This is a genomic window from Pleionea sp. WD8-19 (genome assembly GCF_055326765.1).
Map to the genome: position 1 here is coordinate 109161 of NZ_JBUZOU010000007.1, position 23346 is coordinate 132506.

Consider the following 23346-nt stretch of genomic DNA (forward strand, 5'->3'; position numbering starts at 1 on the left):
TACGAGTTACGAGTTACGAGTTACGAGTTACGAAAAAATGATAAGTTCGATACTTTCACGCTCAAGTGACTCTTTAACCCGCAGCTCGAAATTTGTCACTCGAAACGGATACCTTCATTGGTTACCTTCAATCCAACTCATAACATTTCGCCCCATCATTGCGACTTTTTCGGACTCAGAAATGACTTTTTCATCAACGGCCTGGTCCAGTAATATTCCCGGATAACACCCCTCTACCGTCGCCATTTCACCCAAAGGATAGGGATCATCAACTCCCCAGACAATTTGCCGAGAACCACAACGATTCACCATCAATTGTAATGTGTGGACATCGTGCACTAATGTATCAAAATACACATTTGGCTGTGCCAATGTTTCTTTGGGATGATGCGCACCGGGAAACAAATCGGGCCGGCCCTCAATGCCTTGAACAACTCGACCATAATTGGCTTGCGCCAGCATCGCACCATGAGCAAAACAGGTTCTTACACGTGGATACTTTTGTGCGAGTCCTTTAAAAGTAAACATGAGATAAGTATCGGCCGTTTGCGCCATCATCCAAACCAGGTGATTTCGCCAATACTGGTCTTTCAGGTTTACCATTTTTCCTGCATCATAGGGATGAAGTTCCACAGCCAGATTGAGATCGTTCGCCAATTCCCATAGTGGATTAACCGATTCATCCGCAACTGACAACCACTCACCACTTTCAGCTTGATAGTGTGTGCTTAAACAAAGCAACTTCATGCCCAAATCGTTAACACAGCGCTCCGTTTCTTTTATTGCTTGATTCATGTGGGCCGGTTGCACAACAAATCCGGTTGTAAAACGCTCAGGATGTTGATGCTGTACACTTGCATTAAAATCATTTTGAAAGCGAATGATATCGGCGGTGTCCGGTTCGCTTAAACCATTGCAGTACAGTTGCGACAAACTCAATACGACTTCGTGGTCAATACGATTCTCATCCATCCATTGCAGTTTTTCATCGAGAAAAAAACTCGGATCGGTAATTGGTCGCTTCCAATCACCCTGATGCATAAATTTACGCGCATCATCGACCCAAAAGTATTTTTTATCTTTCATAAAAGCGGGTATCTGTTCTGGCGTGGGCAACAGGTGACCGTGACCGTTTATGCGTTGTTTTATCGATTTCATGGTTGTACCAACATGTATGCAATGTTGCGCCATTATAGGCAGTCTGGTATTGAGTGTCAGCAGCCGTTTATCAATAATTCACAATGTCATATAACTGAAAAGGTGATGACTGTTTGATTGAGTTTATTCATATCGCTCGCTTAATTTAATTAATAAGGTTTACATACTTTATTACAAAATACCAATCGATTGGTATTCGCACTAGGGCCTGTCATTTCGTTAGAAGCGCTTATAATGTTGAGCCTTGTGCGCGTATAAAATCAAAAACAGGATCCTATATGAATCACTTGATCTCATCGTCGTTGGCATTGCTATTGGTTGTCGGGGTATCAATGGCTACAGCTGAAGAAAAAGCCGACGCTACTCTTTTTTCAAATCTCAAGCTTCGTAACATTGGCCCAGGTGTGACCAGCGGTCGCATCGTCGACCTGGCTGTTAATCCGGAAAATCCAGCACAGTATTTCGCAGCCGCAGCATCTGGTGGTTTATGGAAAACGGATAACGCCGGCATCACTTGGCAAACACCCTTTGATAACGAAAGCAGCTACTCGTTAGGAGTCGTGACCCTGGATCCCAATAATACAAATGTGATTTGGGTAGGAACCGGTGAAAATAATTCGCAACGTTCAGTGGCGTATGGTGATGGTGTCTATAAGTCCATTGATGGTGGTAACACGTGGCAAAATATGGGGCTGAAGAATTCCGAACATATTGGCGAAATACTGGTGGATCCTAGAAACTCCAATGTGGTTTACGTTTCGGCTCAAGGCCCATTATGGAGTAAAGGAGGCGACCGAGGCATTTATAAAACCACCAATGGCGGTAAAAACTGGGAACGCATTTTGTTTATCAGTGAACATACGGGGGTCAGTGATATGGCTTTCGATCCACGCGATCCGGATGTGATCTACGCGACCAGTTACCAACGTCGACGCCACGTATGGACCTTGATCAATGGCGGCCCGGAATCGGCCATTTATAAATCGTCGGACGCTGGTAAAAGTTGGCAAAAAATCAATAAAGGTTTGCCTTCTGTTGAATTGGGCCGTATTGGCATCGCAGTCGCTCCCACAATGCCCGATCGCATTTACGCAATAGTGGAAGCCGCAGAAAATAAAAGTGGCTTTTTTCGGTCTGACGATCGCGGTGCCAGCTGGCAAAAGCAAAGCGATTACGTTTCTGGCAGTCCGCAGTACTACCAAGAGCTTGTTGTTGATCCAAACAATGCTGACCGGGTTTATTCTCTTGATACCTATTTAATGGTTTCAGAAAACGGAGGTAAAACGTTTAACCGCGCTGGCGAAGAGCATAAACACGTCGACAATCATGCGTTGTGGATCAACCCCAAAAACAGCAATCATTTGCTGGTAGGTTGTGATGGTGGCATCTACGAAAGTTGGGATCGGGCGAAAAATTGGACCTTCCGTGACAATATGTCACTGACACAATTTTATCGCGTTTCAGTGGATAACGACTTCCCGTTTTACAATGTTTTCGGTGGCACGCAAGACAACGCATCGTTAGGCGCTCCTCATCGCACAACCCATAGCTCAGGTATACGAAATAGCGATTGGATATATACTCAATTTGGCGATGGTTTTAAGACCGTCATCGATCCGAAAAACCCCAATATCATTTACTCACAATACCAGTACGGTGGTTTAGCACGCTACGACAAAAAATCTGGCGAGCGTATGCAAATTCAACCCATTTCACCTGACCCTAAAATCGCGCAACGCTTTAATTGGAATTCACCACTGCTGCTCAGCCCACACAAAAACGAGCGCCTTTACTACGCTTCACAAATGTTGTTTCGTAGCAATGACCGAGGTGAGTCTTGGCAAGCAATTAGTGGCGATCTATCCCGCAATATGGATCGAAATAAATTAAAAGTTATGGATAAAATTTGGAGTGTTGATAGCGTTGCTAAAAACACATCCACCTCATTTTACGGAGCCATTGTTGCACTGGACGAATCCACGCTTTCTGAAGGATTGATATTTACCGGTAGCGATGATGGACTCTTGCACGTGACTGAAAATGGCGGCGACCAATGGCGGCCAATGGATTGGCCGAGCGATGTGCCTGAAATGTCTTATGTCAGTGATTTGCAAGCATCATTGTTCGACAAAAAAACACTATTTGCGACTTTTGACAATCATAAAAAAGGCGATTTCAAACCTTACGTTTTTCGAAGCGATAACCTTGGCGAATCCTGGCGTAACATTAGCGGCGATTTACCGAAACGCGGAACCGTTCATACCATCGCTCAAGACCATGTCGACAAAGATTTGTTATTTGTTGGTACTGAGTTTGGTGTCTTTTTTACTCAAAATGGTGGTAAAAATTGGGTACAATTAAAAAGTGGCATCCCAACTATCGCAATTCGTGACATGGAAATACAACGCCGGGAAAGCGATTTGGTGCTTGCATCTTTCGGCCGCGGTTTTTATATACTCGACGACTACTCTCCGTTACGAGCCGATGCCAAGAAAGTAAAAACACAACCAGCAACTTTATTTCCAATACGCAGAACCTTTCAGTTTATTGAACATGACCCGCTGGGCTTGCCTGGAAAATCCATGCGCGGAGCCGACTTTTACTACGCGGAAAACCCCGAGTATGGTGCAGCCATTCGTTATCATATCCGAGAAGAGTTCAAATCATTGAAAGAGAAGCGCCAACAAGCTGAACAAAAACGGATTAAAGACAATAAAGATGTACATTATCCATCTTGGGAAGCGTTGAAAGAAGAAGATCTGCAAGAGAGTCCTCATTTAATTTTTACCATAAAAGACGACGCAGGAAACCTGGTAAGACGAATAAAAAGCGCGGCTAAAAGCGGCTTTAACGAAATTCATTGGGACTTACGTTACCCCGGTTTTGAGCCCATCGACCCAAAAGGCGATAACGAGTCTGGCCCTTTAGTTATTCCCGGTAAATACCAGGTTAGCCTGTCAAAACTCATCGACGGTGTCGAGCTAGATTACGGCGTAACACAGAGTGTTGAAGTTGTCGCTATCGATAATCGAACCTTCCCAAGTCAAGATCGAGCATCGGATTTAACGTTCGATTTAAAAACGGGTCAACTGTATAAAGCCATTCGAGGTGCGCAAAAATATCTGCTGGAGCTGGAAGAGCGATTGCAATACATGGAAACCGCGATCACTGAAACTCTGCAAGCCGATCAAGGCCTATTAAAATTATCGCACGATCTAAAACGAAAACTCCAAGAAGTAAAACTGGAGCTAAATGGAAACTCAATTGTTTCGCGTCGTAGCGAACCAACGCCCACTTCCATTAGTGGTTATATTAGCTACCTGCAGTGGAGTCGTAGCGAGAATACGGGCCCGGTGACACCCGATCAAAAATTACGATTTCAACGTGCAAGTGATGGCTATGCAAATGTCTACAGTCAACTTGAACACATTACTTCGTCAATTTTAAAGCTGGAGCAACATTTACAACAGCACAACAGTAACTGGTTCCCGGGAATGATACCCGTACGAGGAAAATAAGATCATTGTTTGGCCGTTATTTCACCGTTTTAACTAATCCACTCAAAAGATTAAGCGTTGAAACAATGGTCACGCTAAGTTCTTACGATATTAACTTTTTTACTCACTGAACAATTCTAATTCGAAGGTAATCTAATGACGCTTCCAAAAAGGAGAGCAAAAAAATGATGCTTATAAAATTTATGCTTACTTCACTGATATTCACAGTTTCATTATTAGCAACAAGCAATTTATTCGCTTGCGATTTTGATTGCACTTTGAAGCGCCATCTTGATGCAATTCAAAATAAAGACTTTAAAAGCTTTGAGTCAACCCTTACCCAAAACAGTAAGCTGCCTTTCATTTTGCCGAACGGCAAATACTTCGACGATGCACAAGAATATCGAAACATGTTAAAAGAGTGGTTTTCTACAGAAGGATGGAGCTTCAATTACCAAATTATTCAACAGGAAAAATCGGACACCCTAGGACACGCATTATTGTTGGTTAATTATCGTGAAAAAGAGCGTAATGGTAAACCTTATCAGCTCGATCACTATTTAAGCCTGCTTTTTAAAAAAGAATCGCATGGTTGGGCGCTGATTCATGATCAAAATACTAAAACTGAGATTGAAACGAAAAATCAATAATTAATACAGAGCCATCCAATTTTAATATGTTCCAGTGAGTGTTCGATAGTTTATCGACAAACCTCACCGCGCACATCGTCAACCGAAGCCTTACAATGCCGTTGGGGCAGCAGTGTTAACTGTTGTTGGTAATCACGACACAGTTGTGAGGCTGCTTTAGGTTCCTGCAGTATTTGCTTTTCCAATTCAAACAACTTTCCCACCAACCAACGACACTGCGTGGTGACTTCACGGCTAATTAATTGAACACTTACATCATCTCGATAAGTCGAAAGCACTTTAGCTTCTGGCTGTGTTTTATCGCTCTTACTGCCTGATGCCTCCGGTGGCCGCTCGGAATAATTGCTCAGCTCTGGTGAACCTTGAAATTGGACAAAAGGCGTGCCTTTTTGTGGCGGTTTTTCAGTAATTTGCAATTGCCCGTTACCGTCGGTCCATTGGTAATACGTTTGTAAAGCCGGTTTTGAACCGAATTGTTCACTAAGACTTGATAAATCCAACAATTCCCATTTATGGAGCAAAAATCCGGCACTAATGACTAATATTAAAACCACCAATATCTTTAAAATTGTATGAAAAAATTTTATCATAAGCAGACCCCATAAATTCTCTCATTGAGATATTACATTAATGCTCGATTCTATTACTCTGAATGCAGCCTGATTTGCTCTAGACACGTAACACACTCACACCGACACCTTAGCTTATGAAAAACGACGTCGACAAACTGTTAATGACTCATCAAAAATTGATTCAGTCCGACTTTAAAAAAGTATCCTCCCATGTGCAACGTGAAGCAGATGGTTGGTATATTAATACGTTAATGCTCGAAGGTTACAACGTGCCTTTTAAATACAAACGGCAAAAACGCTATAAGAACTTGCAAGGCCAACGCGTCAACCTTACCTACTATCCCGATACCGAAACCGTTGCTGGCTTTGATATGGAAATCATGCGTGTTGTTCGTCTAAAGATATCCTAAAGGCACTCAAAAGCACTTAATTTCATTGGTAAACTGCAATAAATCACGCCATACTAACTTTTAATTCGAACCGTAACACTTCGGGAAAGAAGCCAAACCATTAGAGCTTATCCGCTTATGGGGTTTGGTTTGCAGTCTTCTTACATGATCAAACGAGGGTCGCATGGAGCACCACGAAGAGGAAGACAAGGGTTTTCACAACCATCATATCGATCAAAACCTGTACCGGGGTTTTCAGCTCAATCAACACCTGGTATTTCCCTCAGAAGGCGTCGTACTCAGAAACGAGCAAACATTTCATCTAGCACCCAAAGCCATGGAAGTGCTTCTCTTTCTAACACAACACTACAATCGTATTGTATCCAGTGAACAATTGCTGGAATTTGCTTGGGGTGATGAAAATGCCAGCCGTGGGGCATTAACTCACACAATTTCTGAAATTCGTCATGCCTTAAATGATCGCACAGAATGTCCTGAATTTATCCAAACCTTTCCTAAAAAAGGGTATCGACTGATCACCAAACCCATGTTAATCGAAAGTGATGAAGACTCCATTCCATCGAACTTTACATCTGTTTCACAACAAAGTGAATTACTGACCAACAATGTCGCACAACCTTCGACTTCTCAAACTTTATTGAAGAAGTCTCGTCTATTCATTATCAGTATTATTTTTATACTTTCTCTTTGGGTGTCTATTCAATTCTTATTTCCAGCTTTTCATTTATCTTCTCAGTTCCAACAGCGAACCACACTGATATTATGCGCATCATTTGCCATTTTTATGTTATTAAATGGGTTGCAAGAACGGCGCGTTAAACGAAAACTGTTAGCCGATGTTGAAGCCCCAATACTAAATCGAAAGCTCGAACGACAATTTCGACTCGATTTACTTTGGATTGTATTGTTAACCACAACTCTAGGATTTTTTTCTTACCAGTGGCTGCAAACACCATCAAAGGTTTCTACACAAACCAATACACTTCCTGAAAATTTAACTCAAAAAGTAGAGATCACTACCGATAATAAAGCACTAATATTACTCCCATTACAAATTGAAAACCCTTCCTTCGTACCTCGTTACTTTGTTAATACATTAATTAACGAATTACGCTCACTGATCAACAATCATTCCAGTTTTCATGTCCTGTCATTACCCGATGAACTTACAGTCGCCAATCAATTTGATCGCATTACTCAAAAAACAGGCGCTCGGTATTTACTGAATACTCGTATCGTGGGTAGTGAAAACACGCTACGTATCATTGTCGCATTATTTGATAGTAGCTCGAAAACGGATGTATGGCATCAGTCGTTTCAGTACTCCGATGAAGGATTATTCAATCTTCATTCACAACTCCAAAATAAATTGATCAGCTCTTTAAGAATGTTATCTTCCGATGCAATCGAAATTCCTGGCAAAATAATCGATACTAAGAGTGTGGATGCTTATGAACACTACATTCAGGGTAAAAATATACTTCTGCAAGCCAATAACGATAAAGAGCTGAACTTAGCAGAGCAATATTTTTTACAAGCACTCACCTTTGATCCTGACTTTGTATCCGCAACGTCCGCTTTGTGCACAACCTATCTAGAAAAGTACGATCGCAATAAAGCCGTTAACGAGTACCAAATGGCAACGAGTGTTTGCCAATTATTATTGCAATACAAAACGCTAACACCAGAGTCATTCACAACGCTTGGTTCGTTGTATCGATTTGGTGGCGAATACCATAAATCTTTAAACTATTATCAAAAAGCCTTAGCACAAAAAAATGATTACTTACCTGCAATTACAGGCTTAGCAAAACTCTATATCAGCATGAATCAGAGCAACCTTGCCGAAAGCTTACTCAGTCAAGCCATCAAATTGGAACCGGGATACTGGCGCAACCATCAGGAGTTTGGCGACTTTTTATTTAATAGCGGTCAATACCGTGCAGCGCAAGATCACTATAAACGTGTCATTTTTTTAAAACAGGATCATGAAGAAGCCTTTAATCGACTCGGTGCAGCATTTTATTTGGATAATCAATTCGAACTGGCAGCAGAGGCTTGGCAGCAATCCACACGACTATCACCGAGTGCCAGTAATCACTCCAACCTAGGCACTGCGTTTTTCTTTGCGCACAAGTTTGATAAAGCAGTGTTTCACTATCGACAAGCGGTGAATTTAGAGCCACAAGATCCAGTACTCTGGGGCAACTTGGGTGACGCAAGAAAGTATTCCGGTAATCAAGCACTGGCTTTGCAAGCTTATGATATCGCTATGAACTTGGCGGAAAAAAACCTAGCGGTTAATCCTAATGACCGTAACCTACAGTCTATGCACTTACGCTATCAATCGGAAATGGGATTGTGTCATACGATGACCGATGCCATCATTGAGCTGACCGAAAACGCGATACAAGATCCTTATCTTTATTACGATGTTGCGATCGCGGCGTTAAATTGTGGTGCCATCGAACTCGCGCAGAAAATGGTAGAACAAACTTTGGATAAAGGATACTCCTTACAACTGCTTAAGCGAGATATACAATTTGAAAAAATCGCACCCTTCATACAACAACTCGAACAAACAAGGAGCTGAATATGCGTACTCTGATGATACTACTAATTTCATTATTAATTTTTTCATGTAACAAGGGAAAAAACGAAATCAATCCAGAAAATTTTAAAGATCAAACCGTCACCCTCAAAATCACTGGAGAATGTAAAGCCATTCCCATCGCCGATCCAGATGATAACTGCGAAACCGCTAATGGCGGTCGTCAAGACTGTGATGATAAAGGATCGTGTGTTTGTTCTACCTCTGGTAAGCAGATTGCCTGGAAATCCACCGATACCAACAGCAAAATTAAAATTACCTTTCGAAAAGAAAATCCGTTTAATAAAGAGTGTGAAATAGACCGTTTTAAAAATGAGATCTCGTGCAAAGTAAGGGAGCGTGCAGAGAAAAAAGACTATATTTACGATATATTTCTGGAGCAAAATGGCAAAGCATGTCCGGATCCTATTGATCCGCGTATCGTAATAAAGTGATTTATAGGGTGATTTAAAACCTATCGCCTCTTAATTTTTGCATTAAGATACCCGGGAATTCTAGCCCGGGGCTTTCATTCAAAAAGTGACCATTAAATAATCTTCTGAATGCGATCAAATGGCATTTGTATTCCTCGCTGTTTTACATCGCGATAGATACGAACGGCTCTCATGGTTTTGTCTTTACTGTCGAAAGGTCCGAAAGGATCACCATTCTCATCCTCAAAATACCATTGCCCGGCCATCTTAAATACTCGGGAGGAACGGTAAAATAAATTATATTGCCTCTCTTGAGGCCTAGTTTCCACTAGCTTCATCATTACCAACCCTTTTAATTCCACCAACTAATACCTAGTAGACGATATAGATGTGAAGATCGAGTGACAGTTGCTTGAGAATTGCGATAAAAATCGATTTATCTCAGATGGAACTCCGAATTTGTGAACTAAGCCACTCTTTGACAAGCAATTTATTTACCGGCCAGCTTTAATGAGAACTGGCCCGATAAGAGAAAAAAAGAAAGGTTTGGTTGTGCTGCAGCAATCGAAAAAACGGTCTTTAATTTCCTGAGGCAATAAAAAGATGAAGTTCTAAGTTCTAAGTTCTAAGTTCTAAGTTCTAAGTTCTAAGTTCTAAGTTCTAAGTTCTAAGTTCTAAGTTCTAAGTTCTAAGTTCTAAGTTCTAAAAAATGTGTTTCGAGAATATCGGCACATCAATCATATTTTTTATACTCATTACTTAGCGCTTAAAACCTCACTCTTCATCTTGTAACCAATATTCTGTTTCTGCATGATCTTTAGAAAGATCATGATCCGATGGTAAAGGTTGCCCAGTGTAGGCATGTAAAAACGCTTCACAGAGTAATTCGCTGTTGGTTGCGTGTCGCAAGTTATTCACTTGGCGACGCGTCCGCTCATCGGTCAATATTTTAAGTACTTTTAACGGAATGGAAACCGTAATTTTCTTAACTTCTTGGCTTTTCTTGCCATGTTCAGCGTAAGGGCAGATCCCCTCGCCTTTGCGTTCTGCCATTGGACACCTCGAAACGGAAAAAGACGTTGCGATCTTACCCGGCTGGTCTTATCTGTCAATCAGAGCGTGTTTATCTTTGATTTATCGTTACTGCTGAAAGCTATTTTTGCGCAACGAAGCGAATAATTAAAAGTTATTCTCGGCTTTGCCTCCTGAGCCGCTCTTCCTCCTGCATCCATGCCGTCGTATTAACGAAACCGACTACGCAGTTGGGAAAGTAGCTCTAGCCCTTCAGGTTATGGCCAAAATTTCTCCACGCGTAAATGCGCGGATGCAGGTTACGGACGAGAGCTGAACGCGGAAGCTTTGTTCGTCGATGTCTTGGAATGACCAAGCCATACTCCTCACATCGAGATGCCGCATCATTTAATTGATGAATTTTTAGTCACAACAATGACAATCAATGAGCGATAAACGTATTCAACATGCTCATTTATTCTAAGTATAGACTTCTACACATCTTGACATCTAAATTAGTCAAATCTATATTTAGCCATCCAAACGTCTAGAAGTATATTTAAAATGACTTCGATTACCGCTCAATCCAATTCCACCAAGCTTCTCATTACGCGGGAAGTTGCTGCATTGCCTCAGCATTGGCCTCTGTTTCATGGAGGCAAAATCAGTAAAGGGCAGCTGGGTTACACTTTTTATGGTGACGCTAGATTGCCCTGCATTTTGGTACTGGGCGGTATTTCAGCAGGACGCGATGTTGCGCACTGCACCAAGGAATACGCCGCTGGATGGTGGTCATGTCAGGTAGGAGAAAGTAAAGCCATCGATTTAAATCGCTTTAGCGTACTCGGTATCGATTACCTAGGTGGTAACGGAAGTTCCGCGACTGCGGATCAACATGCCGATCCACGGGCTACCGCCATCGACAGCCGCGATCAGGCGCGCGTTATTGCTTGGTTAGCCGAGCAGCTGCAATTAACGCAATTTGCTGCAGCTATTGGCAGCTCCTACGGTGGCATGGTTGTTCTGGCGTTAGCCGAAGAGTTTCCAGAGTTAATAGATAAAGCACTGGTTCTTAGTTGCGCCGCCCGTAGCAGCGTACAAAGCACCGCAATTCGAAATCTGCAACGTCAGATTGTTTCACTGGCACAAACACCGGAACAAACGGAAAACGCGCTGACACTGGCACGCGCACTGGCCATGGTTACTTACCGGTCACCACAAGAACTGGAACAACGATTCGCAGATCGACCACAAATTACCGAGCAAGGTTTTCAAGCACCGGTTACGCATTATTTAAATGCCAGAGGTAAGGCTTTTGCCAACGCATTTAACGTCGAAGCGTTTTGTTGTTTGTCACAATCCATCGATCTACATGCCATTCAACCACAAAAAATTAACACGCCTTTAACGTGTGTCGCTGTTGAAGAAGATCAACTGATCCCCATGGCTTTAATCCAACAATTGGCCGAAGCGTCCAATGCACATTTCATCAAAATAAATTCCATTTATGGTCACGATGCGTTCCTAAAAGAAGCACACACTGTGACTTGGATTATTCAACGATTTTTAAAAAATTAAGCGAGAACACTCATGACTTTTACCAATCAGTCCTCTTCCGCTGCAACGATTGCGGTTAAAGCCGGTATTGAATCCGACAGCGCTTACGGCGCAGTAACGCCTGCTCTTTACCTGTCGAGTAATTACACATTTAAAAACTTTGCCGAACCCAGACAATACGACTATTCTCGCTCGGGTAATCCAACGCGCGATTTACTGACCGATGCAATTACCGAACTGGAAGGCGGTGCTGGAGGCGTTATCACATCAACCGGCATGTCTGCCATTTTATTAATCACTCAGTTACTCAACGCCAACGATTTAGTCATCGCACCGCATGATTGTTACGGCGGAAGTTACCGCCTGTTTCGCAGTCTCGCAGATAAGGGTCATTTTCGTATTTTATTTGTCGATCAAAACGATCCCATCGCGTTAAATAACGCTTTTACTCACAATCCCAAACTCTTGTGGATCGAAACGCCAAGCAATCCTTTACTGCGTATCGTTGATATTGAAAAACTCTCCAACCTAGCGCATCAACACCAGTGTTTGGTTGCTGTTGATAATACTTTTTTAACACCAGCCTACCAAAAACCCTTTGAATTGGGTGCCGATCTTGTTGTGCACTCAACCACCAAATACATTAATGGTCATTCCGATGTAGTGGGAGGTGCTGCCATTGCAAAAACCAGCGAGTTAGCTGAACAACTGAAGTGGTGGGCGAATTGCATTGGCATTACAGCCAGTCCTTTCGATAGTTTTCTAACATTGCGTGGGCTTAGAACGTTGAACGCTCGACTGAAACAACACGAATTGAATACTCAGGCCATATTGACGTATTTACAAAATCACGAACAAGTCGAAACGATTTATCATCCTTCACTGGAACATCATCCGGGCCACTTGGTCGCCAAAAAACAGCAAAAAGGTTTTGGAATCATGCTCAGTTTTGAACTAAAAGGCGATGTACAAGAAGTGCGTGCTTTCGTATCCAGTTTAAAGCAGTTTTCTTTAGCGGAATCTCTTGGGGGTGTTGAATCCTTAATATGCCATCCGGCCACAATGACTCACGCCGCGATGGATGAAGTCGCTCGCGAAACCGCAGGCATAAAAAATAACTTGTTACGAGTTTCGGTTGGTATTGAAGACTATAAAGACTTGATTGCCGACTTACAACAAGCTTTTTTTAACGCAGCACAGTGTCGATTAAAACGAAAGGTGGTGTGACATGTCTCCTGGACTGCCTCAGAAAAATGAAACCGGCTTTAAGCAACTGGCATTACCACAACAAATTTTCAAGTTTGGTGGCAGCTCGTTAGCCAATGCAAAATGTTATAAAAAAGTCGCTCGTATCATCATTAAAAATTTACAAGCAAACGATTTAGTCGTGGTATCTGCATCTGGGCAAAGCACCGACTGGTTGAGCGCCATTGCCAATGCTCATCCACAAGCGAATGCTTTTCTACAAAAACTTCGTTATCACCATCAAGCCATTATTCATGAGTGTTTACCTCAAAAGTATCAGCCCCCTTTACTCGCTCAACTGGAAAAAAATTGCGAATGGTTGCAGCAACTGTTACTTCTCAACCAACAACAATCGTTTATCAATGAAATCATCGCCTTAGGTGAACTTTGGTCGGCACAAATTTTGTGCGCTTTGTTGGAAAATCAAAATATAGAGGCCAGCTGGCTGGATGCTCGCCAATTTTTAAAATTACAGTGGCAAAATCAAGGATGGCAACCCGACTTCGAAGTCTCAAAAATCTATTTATACGAATTGTTAAAATCAAGGCAAGGTCGTATATCAATCGTTACTGGGTTTATCGCCAGCAATTGCGATAATCAAACACTCACTCTGGGTCGTAATGGCAGTGATTACACCGCTACATTATTGGCGCAAATGACACATTCAAAACAGGTGTGTTTGTGGACCGATGTCGCGGGTATTTACAACTTCGATCCCAATCTTTCCGATAACGCGTCTCCATTGCTTCAACTCAACCAGAACTTGTTACAAGAAATGAGTTACTTGGGTTCGCCAGTCGTCCATGCAAAAACTTTGCGCCCATTACAAAATACACAAAGCCAACTGAGCATACGTTCAACCTTTACACCGGAGTTAAAAGGCACCCGTATATGTCACATTAATAGCTTTAATCCTCAATCGATAATTACGCACAAAAATCAATTAGCGACTATAAAAATTACCGGAAGTTCAGAAATCGCTTGCCAAAGACTGATTAAGAAACTACAAACGCACGCTAACGATGTCACCAATGAATTTTGTATTACGCTGAAAATAGGCGCAAATCACTTTTTACTTCTAGTCGATCAGACAAGACTGCCTTACTGGCAAGCGCAACTGAATGAAATAGCCAGCCAACGATCGTATATCATCGATATTGCTAAACCTCAAAGCTGCGCACTTCTTGCATTGGTTAGTGAAAATTGTGAATCCCTGCCGTATCATCAGGAGTTTTTCAAAAACTTTATTGAAAAGTCGCAGCCTTTAACGCAATTAATAAGACATAATAACGCCTATCTGTGTCTATTTACTAAAAGCAATATTGATGACATCGCCATCGACTGCTTTAACCAATGGCAACAATTCCAAAATAAACGAGCATTATTTTTACTCGGCACAGGGAATGTCGGCAGTACCTGGCTTAATCAATGGGGCCTGCGTAACGAAGTGAATACAGAGGTGGTGCTTACCGCAAATTCGAAGCAACTTTCGTTGCTTTCAGACTCAAAGTGTTTTGAGCAATACGAAAATAAATGCGAGCTTATTAAAAACATCGTTCAACAAGCGCCGTTTCAACACAAGCTGATCATCGACGCTACCGCCAGCGAAAGTATTGCTGCGAGTTACGCTTTTTTCCTTAAAAACGGTATCCATATTGTCAGCGCGAATAAAATTTGCTCATCGGCTGATCATAATGCGTTCCAACAGCTAATTGATTTAACGAAGACGCAAGGAGCTTTGTGGAAACAAAACGCTACAATTGGTGCCGGACTACCCATTAATTTCACGTTAAACGATCTGGTTTCTTGTGGTGATAAAATTCAAAGTATACGAGGAGTTTTTTCCGGTACTCTGTCGTGGCTATTGCAACAGTATGATGGCCAACAACCTCTATCTGAATTAATTCGGCAGGCACAACAAGAAGGTTATAGTGAACCGGATCCAAGAATCGACCTGTCCGGCGAGGATGTGGCTCGAAAGCTGGTTATCGCTGCTCGACTGGCAAACTTTAATTTAAATAAACAGGAAATTTCTCGGGAACCACTTATCGATACAGATTTTTTATTTGGCAACGAACACGATTTCTGGTCTTGCGCCAAGCAATTTGATGACATCTTCCATCAACGATGGCTGTCAGCCAAAGACAACAATCAATCGCTGGTTTACGAAGCCTGCTTTTCTGTTGATAAAGGTGCTCATTGTGGTTTAAAAGCCGTTGATAGAAACGATCCGCTAGCGCAAATTTCACCTTGCGATAATGTATTTGTCATATCCAGCCAATGGTACTGTAACAATCCATTGATTATACGGGGTCCGGGTGCCGGGCGCGAAGTGACAGCGGCAGCAATTCAATCCGATATTAATCAGGTACTCGAGTATACATCCCATTAAAAAACCACTTCTTACTCAGAGTAAGCCGATCATGGAGGATCGAGTGGCGGGAATCTAAGGCTGTCACTATTATTAAATAACCACCAACCATAAGGCAGTGGCTCCGAGTGCAGCGCTTGCAAAAACTGACCGAATTGCTAACGATTCGCATGCTCCTGATTCTGTCTGGAGCAATCGTCCTATTTGTTACGCTCACAAGCTTACTGTATCAAAGAGAAAAACAAAAAGCCTACAATTATTATTACGATCGTGTCGAAAACACCTCCGCTTTACTCAACAAAGAGCTGGAGGAGACACTGCAACAACACGAACGAGATTTAAAATTTCTTGCCTCTGTGCCACCCATTCAAGGGATTATTCGAGCAACGCAAAGTCAAGGCTTCGACAACCAAGAAAACAGTACAAAAGAATTGTGGGTTCATCGACTGCAAGAAATTTATCAACAATATTTATCCTTACACCCAACTACGGCACAAGTAAAGTACATCGGCATAGCGAATAACGGAAAAGAACTGGTTCGAGTGAACAATGAAAATGGGAGTGTCGTGATAACTCCGGAAAAACAATTACAAAACAAAGCGTATACCGAATACTTTCGAGCGACGCTTCAATTGACAAAAAGCGACGTTTATATTTCCAGTATTAATCTCAATCGTGAATTCGGAAAGTTGCAATACCCTTTAGTTCCTACGCTTATATTATCTACTCCTGTATTTGATTCAAACAACCATATTTTCGGTATGACAGTAATAAATATTAATGTCACCTCATTGTTTGAACGATTAAATAAAATACTTCCTAAAGAATTAACGCTGTACATTTTAAATGAACATAATGACTTTCTTTATCACCACCAACAAGATAAAACCTTTGGTTTTGAGTTCAATCGTACTTTTAAGTGGCAAGATGAGTTTAAGCCTATCCCACACGATTTCAAGTTTCCTTCTAATTTAAATTTATTACGTTCTGAAAAAGAGATTTTGTTGTCTCAAAGTCGTTTGGTTTCCCTAAGCAACTCAGCAATTCGATTAAATCTACAGTTAGTTTATCCGGAGTCACCCGTCAGGAAACGCGCAATGCAACTAACATCGCGTACTGTACTATCCGTATTAGCGGGTATGTTTATTATTCTTGGATTCACTTTAATGTACTGGCGAAATCAAAAGCAAAAGCAAAAAGCCAGTGACGAACATTTACGACTTGCATCAATGGTAAATAGTTCACAAGACGCAATCATAGGCATCACGCCAGGAGGATTGGTCACCGATTGGAACCCCGCATGTGAAAATTTATTTCGATACAGCGCTGAGGAAGCAAAAGGACATTATCTAACGGAATTGATCATACCGGCTCAACTGATTGATAGTTTTCAACGACACTTGGAAAGTTTAGTTCGTGGACAGAGTATTCCTTGCTTTAATACCCAGTTAAAAAATAAACACCAACAACAACTTCAGGTTTCTATATCTGCTGCCCCAATTTTGAATAGCCGTAAAGAAGTGGTTGCCATAACCGAAACTATCCGGGACATCAGCACGCAAATCGCGGCAGAAAATAAAATTCGCGAGATGAATGAAACGCTAGAACGCCAAGTTCAACAACGAACCGACGAAATCCGTCGTTATCATGTTCTTCAACAAGCCATATTAAATCACGCAGGCAGTGCCATTATCGCCACTCAAACCGATGGCTTGATTACACTGTTTAATCCAACCGCGGAAAAAATGTTGGGATATAGTTCCGATGAATTAGTGGATAAACACACCCCAGCTCTTTTTCATGATCAAAGTGAAATTGTGGAACGCGCCAATGAATTCAGTAAAGAACTGCAACGCGAAGTACAGCCGGGTTTCGAAGTATTTGTCATAAAATCGCAATTGAATTTAAAAAATGCGCACGAGTGGAGCTACATAAAAAAAGATGGCACTCGCATACCGGTGTTTTTGTCAGTATCCGCATTAAAAGGCGATAATGATGAAATTAACGGTTATCTCGGAATTGCGACTGACATCACACAACAAGTACAAGATCGTCGCAATCTCGAGTCGATGCACGATCATTTATTAAAGGCCGCTGAAGTCGCCGAGCTTGGGATATGGCGTTGGGATTTTTCTCAGAACACCCTCGACTGGAACAGTAAAATGTATCAACTGTACCAACTGAATGAGAACAATCATAAAGCACACTTAAGTATAGATTATTGGCTATCTTTGATACATCCCGACGATGAAGGCGAAGTTCGCCGTAAACTTCAACGCGCCTTAGCGGGAGAATCCAGTTTTGAGTCGGAGTTTCGAGTTGAAAATAAAGACGGGCAGATCAGAACACTGGTTGCCGCTGCCGTTGTTGAATACAACCAGAACGGTGATCCCGTCATGTTTCTGGGCATTAACCGTGATCTAACTGAGCAAAAGAACTATGAAGAAGGGCTAAAAATTGCAAAGCAAGCTGCCGAGCGTGCTAATCGAGCAAAATCAAATTTCGTTGCCAATATGAGCCATGAACTTCGCACACCCATGAATGCTATTACCGGAATGTTACAGCTCTTAAAGCAAACGCCTCTCAATCGCACTCAAGTGGATTATGTCAATAAATCGGAATCCGCTTCACGAGCTTTGCTCAATGTGATCAACGACATTCTGGATTACTCAAAAATAGAAGCAGGACAGTTCAAACTGGATCCTCAAAATGTTCATCTCGATCAAATTCTTAATGACGTTGCCACAATCGCTTCAAATAATCTCATAGATAAGAATCTGGAGGTGATTTTTGAAATTGATCCCGACTTGCCGGACATTGTAGAACTCGACGGTTTACGTTTGCAACAAGTACTCATTAACCTTATGAGTAACGCCATTAAATTTACTGAACAAGGCCAAATAGTACTTTCATGCAAATGGACCAAACGCTTTAATCATAAAGTGATGCTTGAATTTAGTATTCAAGACACCGGTATTGGTATTGAACCCTCGAAATTGAGCGATATTTTTAAAGGTTTTACTCAAGCAGAAACATCGACTTCACGTCGTTATGGAGGAACAGGATTAGGTTTAACGATCAGTCAACGATTAACAGAACTACTGGGTGGCGAACTCAATGTCGAAAGTGAGCCAGGTAAAGGCAGTCGGTTCTATTTTGAAATACCCGTAACCGTAATCAAGCAACACACTTCTCAAACACCTATCGAATGGAAAAATATTCGTTTATTAGTGATTGATGACAATCGTAGTACTTTAAATGCCATATCTAAAGTTGCAGAATCGTTAGGTTGGCAGGCCGAAAAGTTTGCTTCAGGACAACAAGCGATCGAACATTTAACAACAAATAAAGGGAGAAGCCACTACGATCTTATGCTCGTCGATTGGAATATGCCGCAACTCAACGGGGTTGAAACCATTCAGGCAATTCACCAAATGCCTCATTACAAACAACTACCCAGCATTCTGATGGCTGCGGCAAGCGATCAAAATCAATTACACGAGCATTCAAAAAATCACCCACTATGCACTCATTTATTAATGAAACCTGTCACCACTACTTCATTACTCGACGCATGTATTGACTTACTCGACAATCAGCCGAGCCAACCCAAATTTTCATCTTCACAAAAAAATCGATTACAAGATCTCAAAATTTTACTGGTAGAAGACAACTTAACCAATCAAATCGTTGCCAAAAAGCTATTGCAAAACGAAGCAGCTGAAGTACATATTGCAAATAATGGATCAGAAGCGGTAAACACTCTCAAGAAAGATCCGACCAAGTTCGATGTGATTTTAATGGATATACAAATGCCGGAAATGGATGGTTACCAAGCAACCGAAATTATCCGCAACGAAATGCGTATTAAAATACCCATCATCGCAATGACTGCCAACGCAATGGCACCGGATAGAGAAGCCTCACTTGCTGCGGGTATGAATGAACACCTTGGAAAACCCTTTAATATTGACACACTGGTAGAAATGGTCAGAAAGTATGTCAAGTATTTACCACATCAGAATGAAGAAACTCAATCCGCTTCATAATTATTTTTAGAGTACTAAACACTGAAAGCATTGCTCTATATCATGAGTCTACTTTTTCATTCGCGTCATCAATTTTAAACGCAGCTTTTCCAGATGAAAGATCGTCATCCTCTTCACCATCATCAATAGCTTCCAACTCGAGCGTTAAGCCAGACGAAGTGGTTACCGAGCTCGGCTCTTTTTTGGGGGCATCCGTTTTCTCAGAATCAACCTCCACTTGCTCTGCGTTTATTTCCTCCATAGGTGCATCATTTTCGGACTTACCAGCAAGTTTGATCATAAGTCGCAAGTTATTGGGTGAGTCTGCATTTTTTAACGCCTCTTCAAGGCTAATGCGCTCTTCTTCCCACAGCCTATAAAGCGCACGATCGAATGTTTGCATCCCGAGATTAAGCGACTTCTCCATAATTTCTTTAATTTCGTGGACTTCTCCTCGTTTAATGAGTTCCTGCACGGTCGGTGACCCTAATAAAATTTCGATCGCAGCACACCGTTTTCCATCAACCGTTGGTACCAAACGTTGTGAGACAAATGCTTTAATGTTTAATGAAAGGTCATTCAGCAATTGATTACGTCTTTCTTCAGGGAAAAAATTGATAATACGGTCTAACGCCTGATTCGCATTGTTGGCATGGAGCGTAGAAATAGCTAGGTGTCCCGTTTCTGCGAAAGCTAATGCATGTTCCATGGTTTCTCGATCCCGGATCTCACCAATCAAAATCACATCAGGTGCTTGACGTAAAGTATTTTTCAGCGCTTCATGAAAGCTCAATGTATCAACACCCACTTCCCGTTGATTAACAATACAACGCTTATGTCGGTGCACAAACTCAACGGGATCTTCAATGGTGATAATGTGTCCACCTTCTTTAGCGTTACTGTTTCGATAATCAATTAATGCCGCAAGTGACGTCGATTTACCCGATCCAGTACCACCAACAAACAGAATTAATCCGCGCTTTTCCATAATGACTTTGGTTAGAACTTCGGGTAATCCCAGGTTTTTATAATTTGGAATTTCTGTTTTAATATTTCGGATAACCATAGCAACGTCATTTCGTTGCTTAAAAATATTAACCCGAAATCGTCCCACTCCTTTTTCAGAAATCGCAAGGTTCATTTCCAGTAACCGATCAAACTCCTCTTGCTGATCATCACTCATGATTTGATTTGCAATTTCGCTGATTCGCGCTTGAGTCAGTGGGTCGCGCTCCAATGGCTTTAATATGCCCTGAAATTTACCACATGCCGGAGCCCCGGTACTGAAATATAAGTCGGAGCCGTCTTTACCAGCCAAAATTTTGAGATAGTCGGTCAGTTCCATGCTGCCTCACCAAATAAAAGGGTCATGGCTAAAAGCTTAGAACAGGCTGGTTGATTGGCAAGTCGAAGCGAGTTGCGAGTTGCGAGTTGCGAGAAAACTATGAAATCCATTTCCTCCTATCAAGTTAAACTCGTTGGCTTTTACTCGAAACTCGTAACTCGAGACTCGTTACTGAATATTATTTCTTCTCTATATAAACATTACCAGCACTGGTTTGCAGCTCCAGTTCGGGACCGCCACCGTTGATAGGGCCTTTCAACTTATACTTTGCAGACTTTTCGCCGTTAACCGCAAAGTCACTGCGGATTTTGTGGCCACGAGCGTATAAGTTGACTGCAATATCTTCCGCTAACGTCGCAGTAATGCTGCCACCGCTGGTCGATATTTCCGAGTCTCCTTTAGGCTGTTTGGTCATTGTGATATCAACACTGCCACCAGAGGTTTTGGCACGTACCTTCCCCCCCGCTTCTTCAATGCGGATACTGCCGCCCGAGGTTGCTACATCGGTTTCACCCGAAATAATGCCAAGGCTGATACTACCACCGGAAGTCCGACCCGAAACATCACCATCAATGTCACCCAATCTCAGCGAGCCCCCACTGGTGCGTACTTTAACATTACCTTTTGCACCATCTACTGTAATGGAGCCACCCGAAGTATGACCATCGATGTTACCCACAATGTTGCTAAACGAGAGGCTCCCACCCGAAGTGTTCACATCAACATAGCCTTGCAAATCTTTCACTCGAATCGAACCACCGGAAGTGCGCATATCGAGATTAAAGTTTTCCGGAACTCTAATCTCAAAATGCACCCGGCGAGAGCCCCAGCCCCAGTGACCGTTGTTCTTTTTACCTTCAATGGTCAGTTTGTTTTTACCAACCGCAAATTCGACATCAAACTCACCTTTATCCAAACCATCAATTTCGACGGTAACATTAACTTTTGGCTGTTTATGCGTATCTACATCGATCGATCCCAGATCGGTGTCCAGTTTCAACACACCACCCGGCTCAAGATCAAAGGACTTTTCAATCGTCTGATCGGCCCTAACCTGCAGCGAGACAGCACTGACCATCAATAAACCTAAAACGGACAACCAACATTTTGTTTTGTGTTTCACAGAATAAACTCCTTGAGTTGAGATTTGTCTGTTAGGACGTTAACTTCTTGTAAATGGTTTAATTCTTATCTGATCGATACAAACGCTGGCAAATCAAAAAAGCCACCACCATGTAAACCAACAGTGAAGTCATAATTTGATCAACCGAATATTTCATATCGATCATCACACCTAAAACCACCGGGGCGATCGCCGTAGATAACACCATCAATGCACTGACCAGAGCACGGATACTACCAAGATGTCGTGTGCCGTACACTTCTGGCCACAAAGCGCCCACCGTCGGCCCACTGGCACCAACCGACCACCCCGCCAATAGCATAAATGCCGTCCAGCCCCAAATAGAAGCAATCTGCAAACAGGCGATACCTAGCATTAAAGGCAATAAATAGAAACGCAGTACACGTCGTGCGCCCCATCGATCGACCAACGATCCCGTAAATAGCGAACCTAAAGCGTGTGTTATTGCGTACAGAATCATATTGGATGCCAACTCCGGAAGCGACCAATGCCGACTCTCGGCCCAAAATACCTGATGAAAAAACAATCCGGTGATCAACATGGCTGGCGACAAAATCACCGGAATCGCTAACCAAAAACGGCCATCAACAACCACTTCCGCGCGACGCCACTGTTTTTGTGATTCATCCACCGGTTGTGGATTTTCAGAGTTGTTTACCGGTCGCTGACAACGCTCATCACCCAGGCTCCATAATAACGCTGGAAGAAATACCGCAATGATTAACAGCGCTAATCCCCACCAGGTTTCACGCCAGCCAAACACTTCAATCGTAAACGCTGCGATTAAAGGCATGAGTAATTCACCGAGTGGCATTCCCATCGCTGCGATACTGATCGCTTTACCACGATTTTTATCAAAATATCGAGCCATTGATGTATAAGCCGTATGACCTGTTAAGCCCTGACCGCAAAAGCGGATCAACAAGAAACCGACAAATAACATATACGGATGCCAGGCTAGAGCAAGAACCAGTGATGCTACAAACGTGCCTACCAAAACCCAGATCGTAAAATGACGCAACGAACTGGTATCCAGCTTGCCACCAATTAACATCAATGCAAAACCGCTGATTAAGGTAGCAAGAGAATAGTAGCTGCTGTATTCGGTGTGCGATAAGTTAAAAGTATCGCGCCAAACACCGCCAAAAACCGAAATGAAAAAGGTTTGTCCATAGTTTCCAACAAATACCAACAGCAAACCAAAACTGAGGAAGCGATAATTTTGTCGAATAAAAGTCAAGTAGTTCACAAATGCGAATCAATAAATTTAACGGATGCGTATTATATACTGGATAGGAATGATTTAGAGTTTCTCATTAGAAATATGGTAAGGT

The 23346-nt window shown here is 42.2% G+C and carries 16 protein-coding genes; 9 read left to right on the forward strand and 7 right to left on the reverse strand.

The window, feature by feature from the left end:
- Window positions 1-114 precede the first annotated feature (114 nt).
- Window positions 115-1158, reverse strand: coding sequence for an amidohydrolase family protein (locus ACTUJY_RS10485; protein WP_463616036.1), 1044 nt, complete (start codon window positions 1156-1158; stop codon window positions 115-117).
- 278 nt (window positions 1159-1436) lie between these two features.
- On the opposite strand from ACTUJY_RS10485, the gene ACTUJY_RS10490 reads away from it, so the two are divergent.
- On the forward strand, window positions 1437-4676 hold the full coding sequence (locus ACTUJY_RS10490; protein ID WP_463616037.1) for a VPS10 domain-containing protein: 3240 nt from the start codon (window positions 1437-1439) through the stop codon (window positions 4674-4676).
- 164 nt (window positions 4677-4840) lie between these two features.
- On the forward strand, window positions 4841-5305 hold the full coding sequence (locus ACTUJY_RS10495) for a YybH family protein (protein WP_463616038.1): 465 nt from the start codon (window positions 4841-4843) through the stop codon (window positions 5303-5305).
- A gap of 50 nt (window positions 5306-5355) precedes the next feature.
- Here ACTUJY_RS10495 and ACTUJY_RS10500 read toward each other — a convergent pair whose 3' ends face one another.
- Window positions 5356-5895 carry a DUF4124 domain-containing protein gene (locus ACTUJY_RS10500; RefSeq protein WP_463616039.1) on the reverse strand — a complete coding sequence of 180 codons (540 nt, stop codon included), beginning with the start codon at window positions 5893-5895 and terminating at the stop codon, window positions 5356-5358.
- A gap of 116 nt (window positions 5896-6011) precedes the next feature.
- On the opposite strand from ACTUJY_RS10500, the gene ACTUJY_RS10505 reads away from it, so the two are divergent.
- The 3 genes from ACTUJY_RS10505 to ACTUJY_RS10515 all read left to right on the forward strand — a co-directional run bounded on the left by ACTUJY_RS10505 (window position 6012) and on the right by ACTUJY_RS10515 (window position 9332).
- The gene (locus ACTUJY_RS10505) at window positions 6012-6287 is read left to right on the forward strand and encodes a hypothetical protein (protein WP_463616040.1); all 276 of its coding nucleotides are present in this window, start codon (window positions 6012-6014) and stop codon (window positions 6285-6287) included.
- Between the two features lie 163 nt (window positions 6288-6450).
- Window positions 6451-8880 (forward strand): winged helix-turn-helix domain-containing protein, encoded by a 2430-nt coding sequence (locus tag ACTUJY_RS10510; protein ID WP_463616041.1) that lies wholly within the window; start codon window positions 6451-6453, stop codon window positions 8878-8880.
- 2 nt (window positions 8881-8882) lie between these two features.
- Window positions 8883-9332, forward strand: coding sequence for a hypothetical protein (locus ACTUJY_RS10515; RefSeq protein ID WP_463616042.1), 450 nt, complete (start codon window positions 8883-8885; stop codon window positions 9330-9332).
- Window positions 9333-9424: 92 nt separating this feature from the next.
- Here the strand turns inward: ACTUJY_RS10515 and ACTUJY_RS10520 are convergent, their stop codons facing one another.
- Both ACTUJY_RS10520 and metJ read right to left on the reverse strand, forming a co-directional pair.
- On the reverse strand, window positions 9425-9652 hold the full coding sequence (locus ACTUJY_RS10520) for a DUF6316 family protein (protein ID WP_463616043.1): 228 nt from the start codon (window positions 9650-9652) through the stop codon (window positions 9425-9427).
- Window positions 9653-10085: 433 nt separating this feature from the next.
- Window positions 10086-10364, reverse strand: a complete 279-nt coding sequence (gene metJ, locus ACTUJY_RS10525) for a met regulon transcriptional regulator MetJ (RefSeq protein WP_463616044.1) — start codon at window positions 10362-10364, stop codon at window positions 10086-10088.
- A gap of 522 nt (window positions 10365-10886) precedes the next feature.
- On the opposite strand from metJ, the gene metX reads away from it, so the two are divergent.
- The 4 genes from metX to ACTUJY_RS10545 all read left to right on the forward strand — a co-directional run bounded on the left by metX (window position 10887) and on the right by ACTUJY_RS10545 (window position 19544).
- A complete protein-coding gene (gene metX, locus ACTUJY_RS10530; RefSeq protein WP_463616045.1) occupies window positions 10887-11900 on the forward strand; it encodes a homoserine O-succinyltransferase MetX in 1014 nt (337 codons plus the stop codon).
- Window positions 11901-11912: 12 nt separating this feature from the next.
- The gene (gene metB / locus ACTUJY_RS10535) at window positions 11913-13106 is read left to right on the forward strand and encodes a cystathionine gamma-synthase (RefSeq protein ID WP_463616046.1); all 1194 of its coding nucleotides are present in this window, start codon (window positions 11913-11915) and stop codon (window positions 13104-13106) included.
- A 1-nt stretch (window position 13107) separates the two neighbouring features.
- Complete coding sequence (gene metL / locus ACTUJY_RS10540; RefSeq protein ID WP_463616047.1) at window positions 13108-15516, forward strand: bifunctional aspartate kinase/homoserine dehydrogenase II; 2409 nt, start codon at window positions 13108-13110, stop codon at window positions 15514-15516.
- Between the two features lie 107 nt (window positions 15517-15623).
- On the forward strand, window positions 15624-19544 hold the full coding sequence (locus tag ACTUJY_RS10545; protein WP_463616048.1) for a PAS domain S-box protein: 3921 nt from the start codon (window positions 15624-15626) through the stop codon (window positions 19542-19544).
- Between the two features lie 40 nt (window positions 19545-19584).
- Here ACTUJY_RS10545 and ACTUJY_RS10550 read toward each other — a convergent pair whose 3' ends face one another.
- From ACTUJY_RS10550 to ACTUJY_RS10560, 3 genes are all read right to left on the reverse strand, one after another.
- Window positions 19585-20868: a PilT/PilU family type 4a pilus ATPase gene (locus ACTUJY_RS10550; protein WP_463616049.1), complete on the reverse strand. Its 1284-nt coding sequence runs from the start codon at window positions 20866-20868 to the stop codon at window positions 19585-19587.
- 178 nt (window positions 20869-21046) lie between these two features.
- Window positions 21047-21991, reverse strand: a complete 945-nt coding sequence (locus ACTUJY_RS10555) for a DUF4097 family beta strand repeat-containing protein (RefSeq protein ID WP_463616050.1) — start codon at window positions 21989-21991, stop codon at window positions 21047-21049.
- A gap of 58 nt (window positions 21992-22049) precedes the next feature.
- Window positions 22050-23261 (reverse strand): MFS transporter, encoded by a 1212-nt coding sequence (locus ACTUJY_RS10560; protein ID WP_463616051.1) that lies wholly within the window; start codon window positions 23259-23261, stop codon window positions 22050-22052.
- Between the last annotated feature and the right edge of the window lie 85 nt (window positions 23262-23346).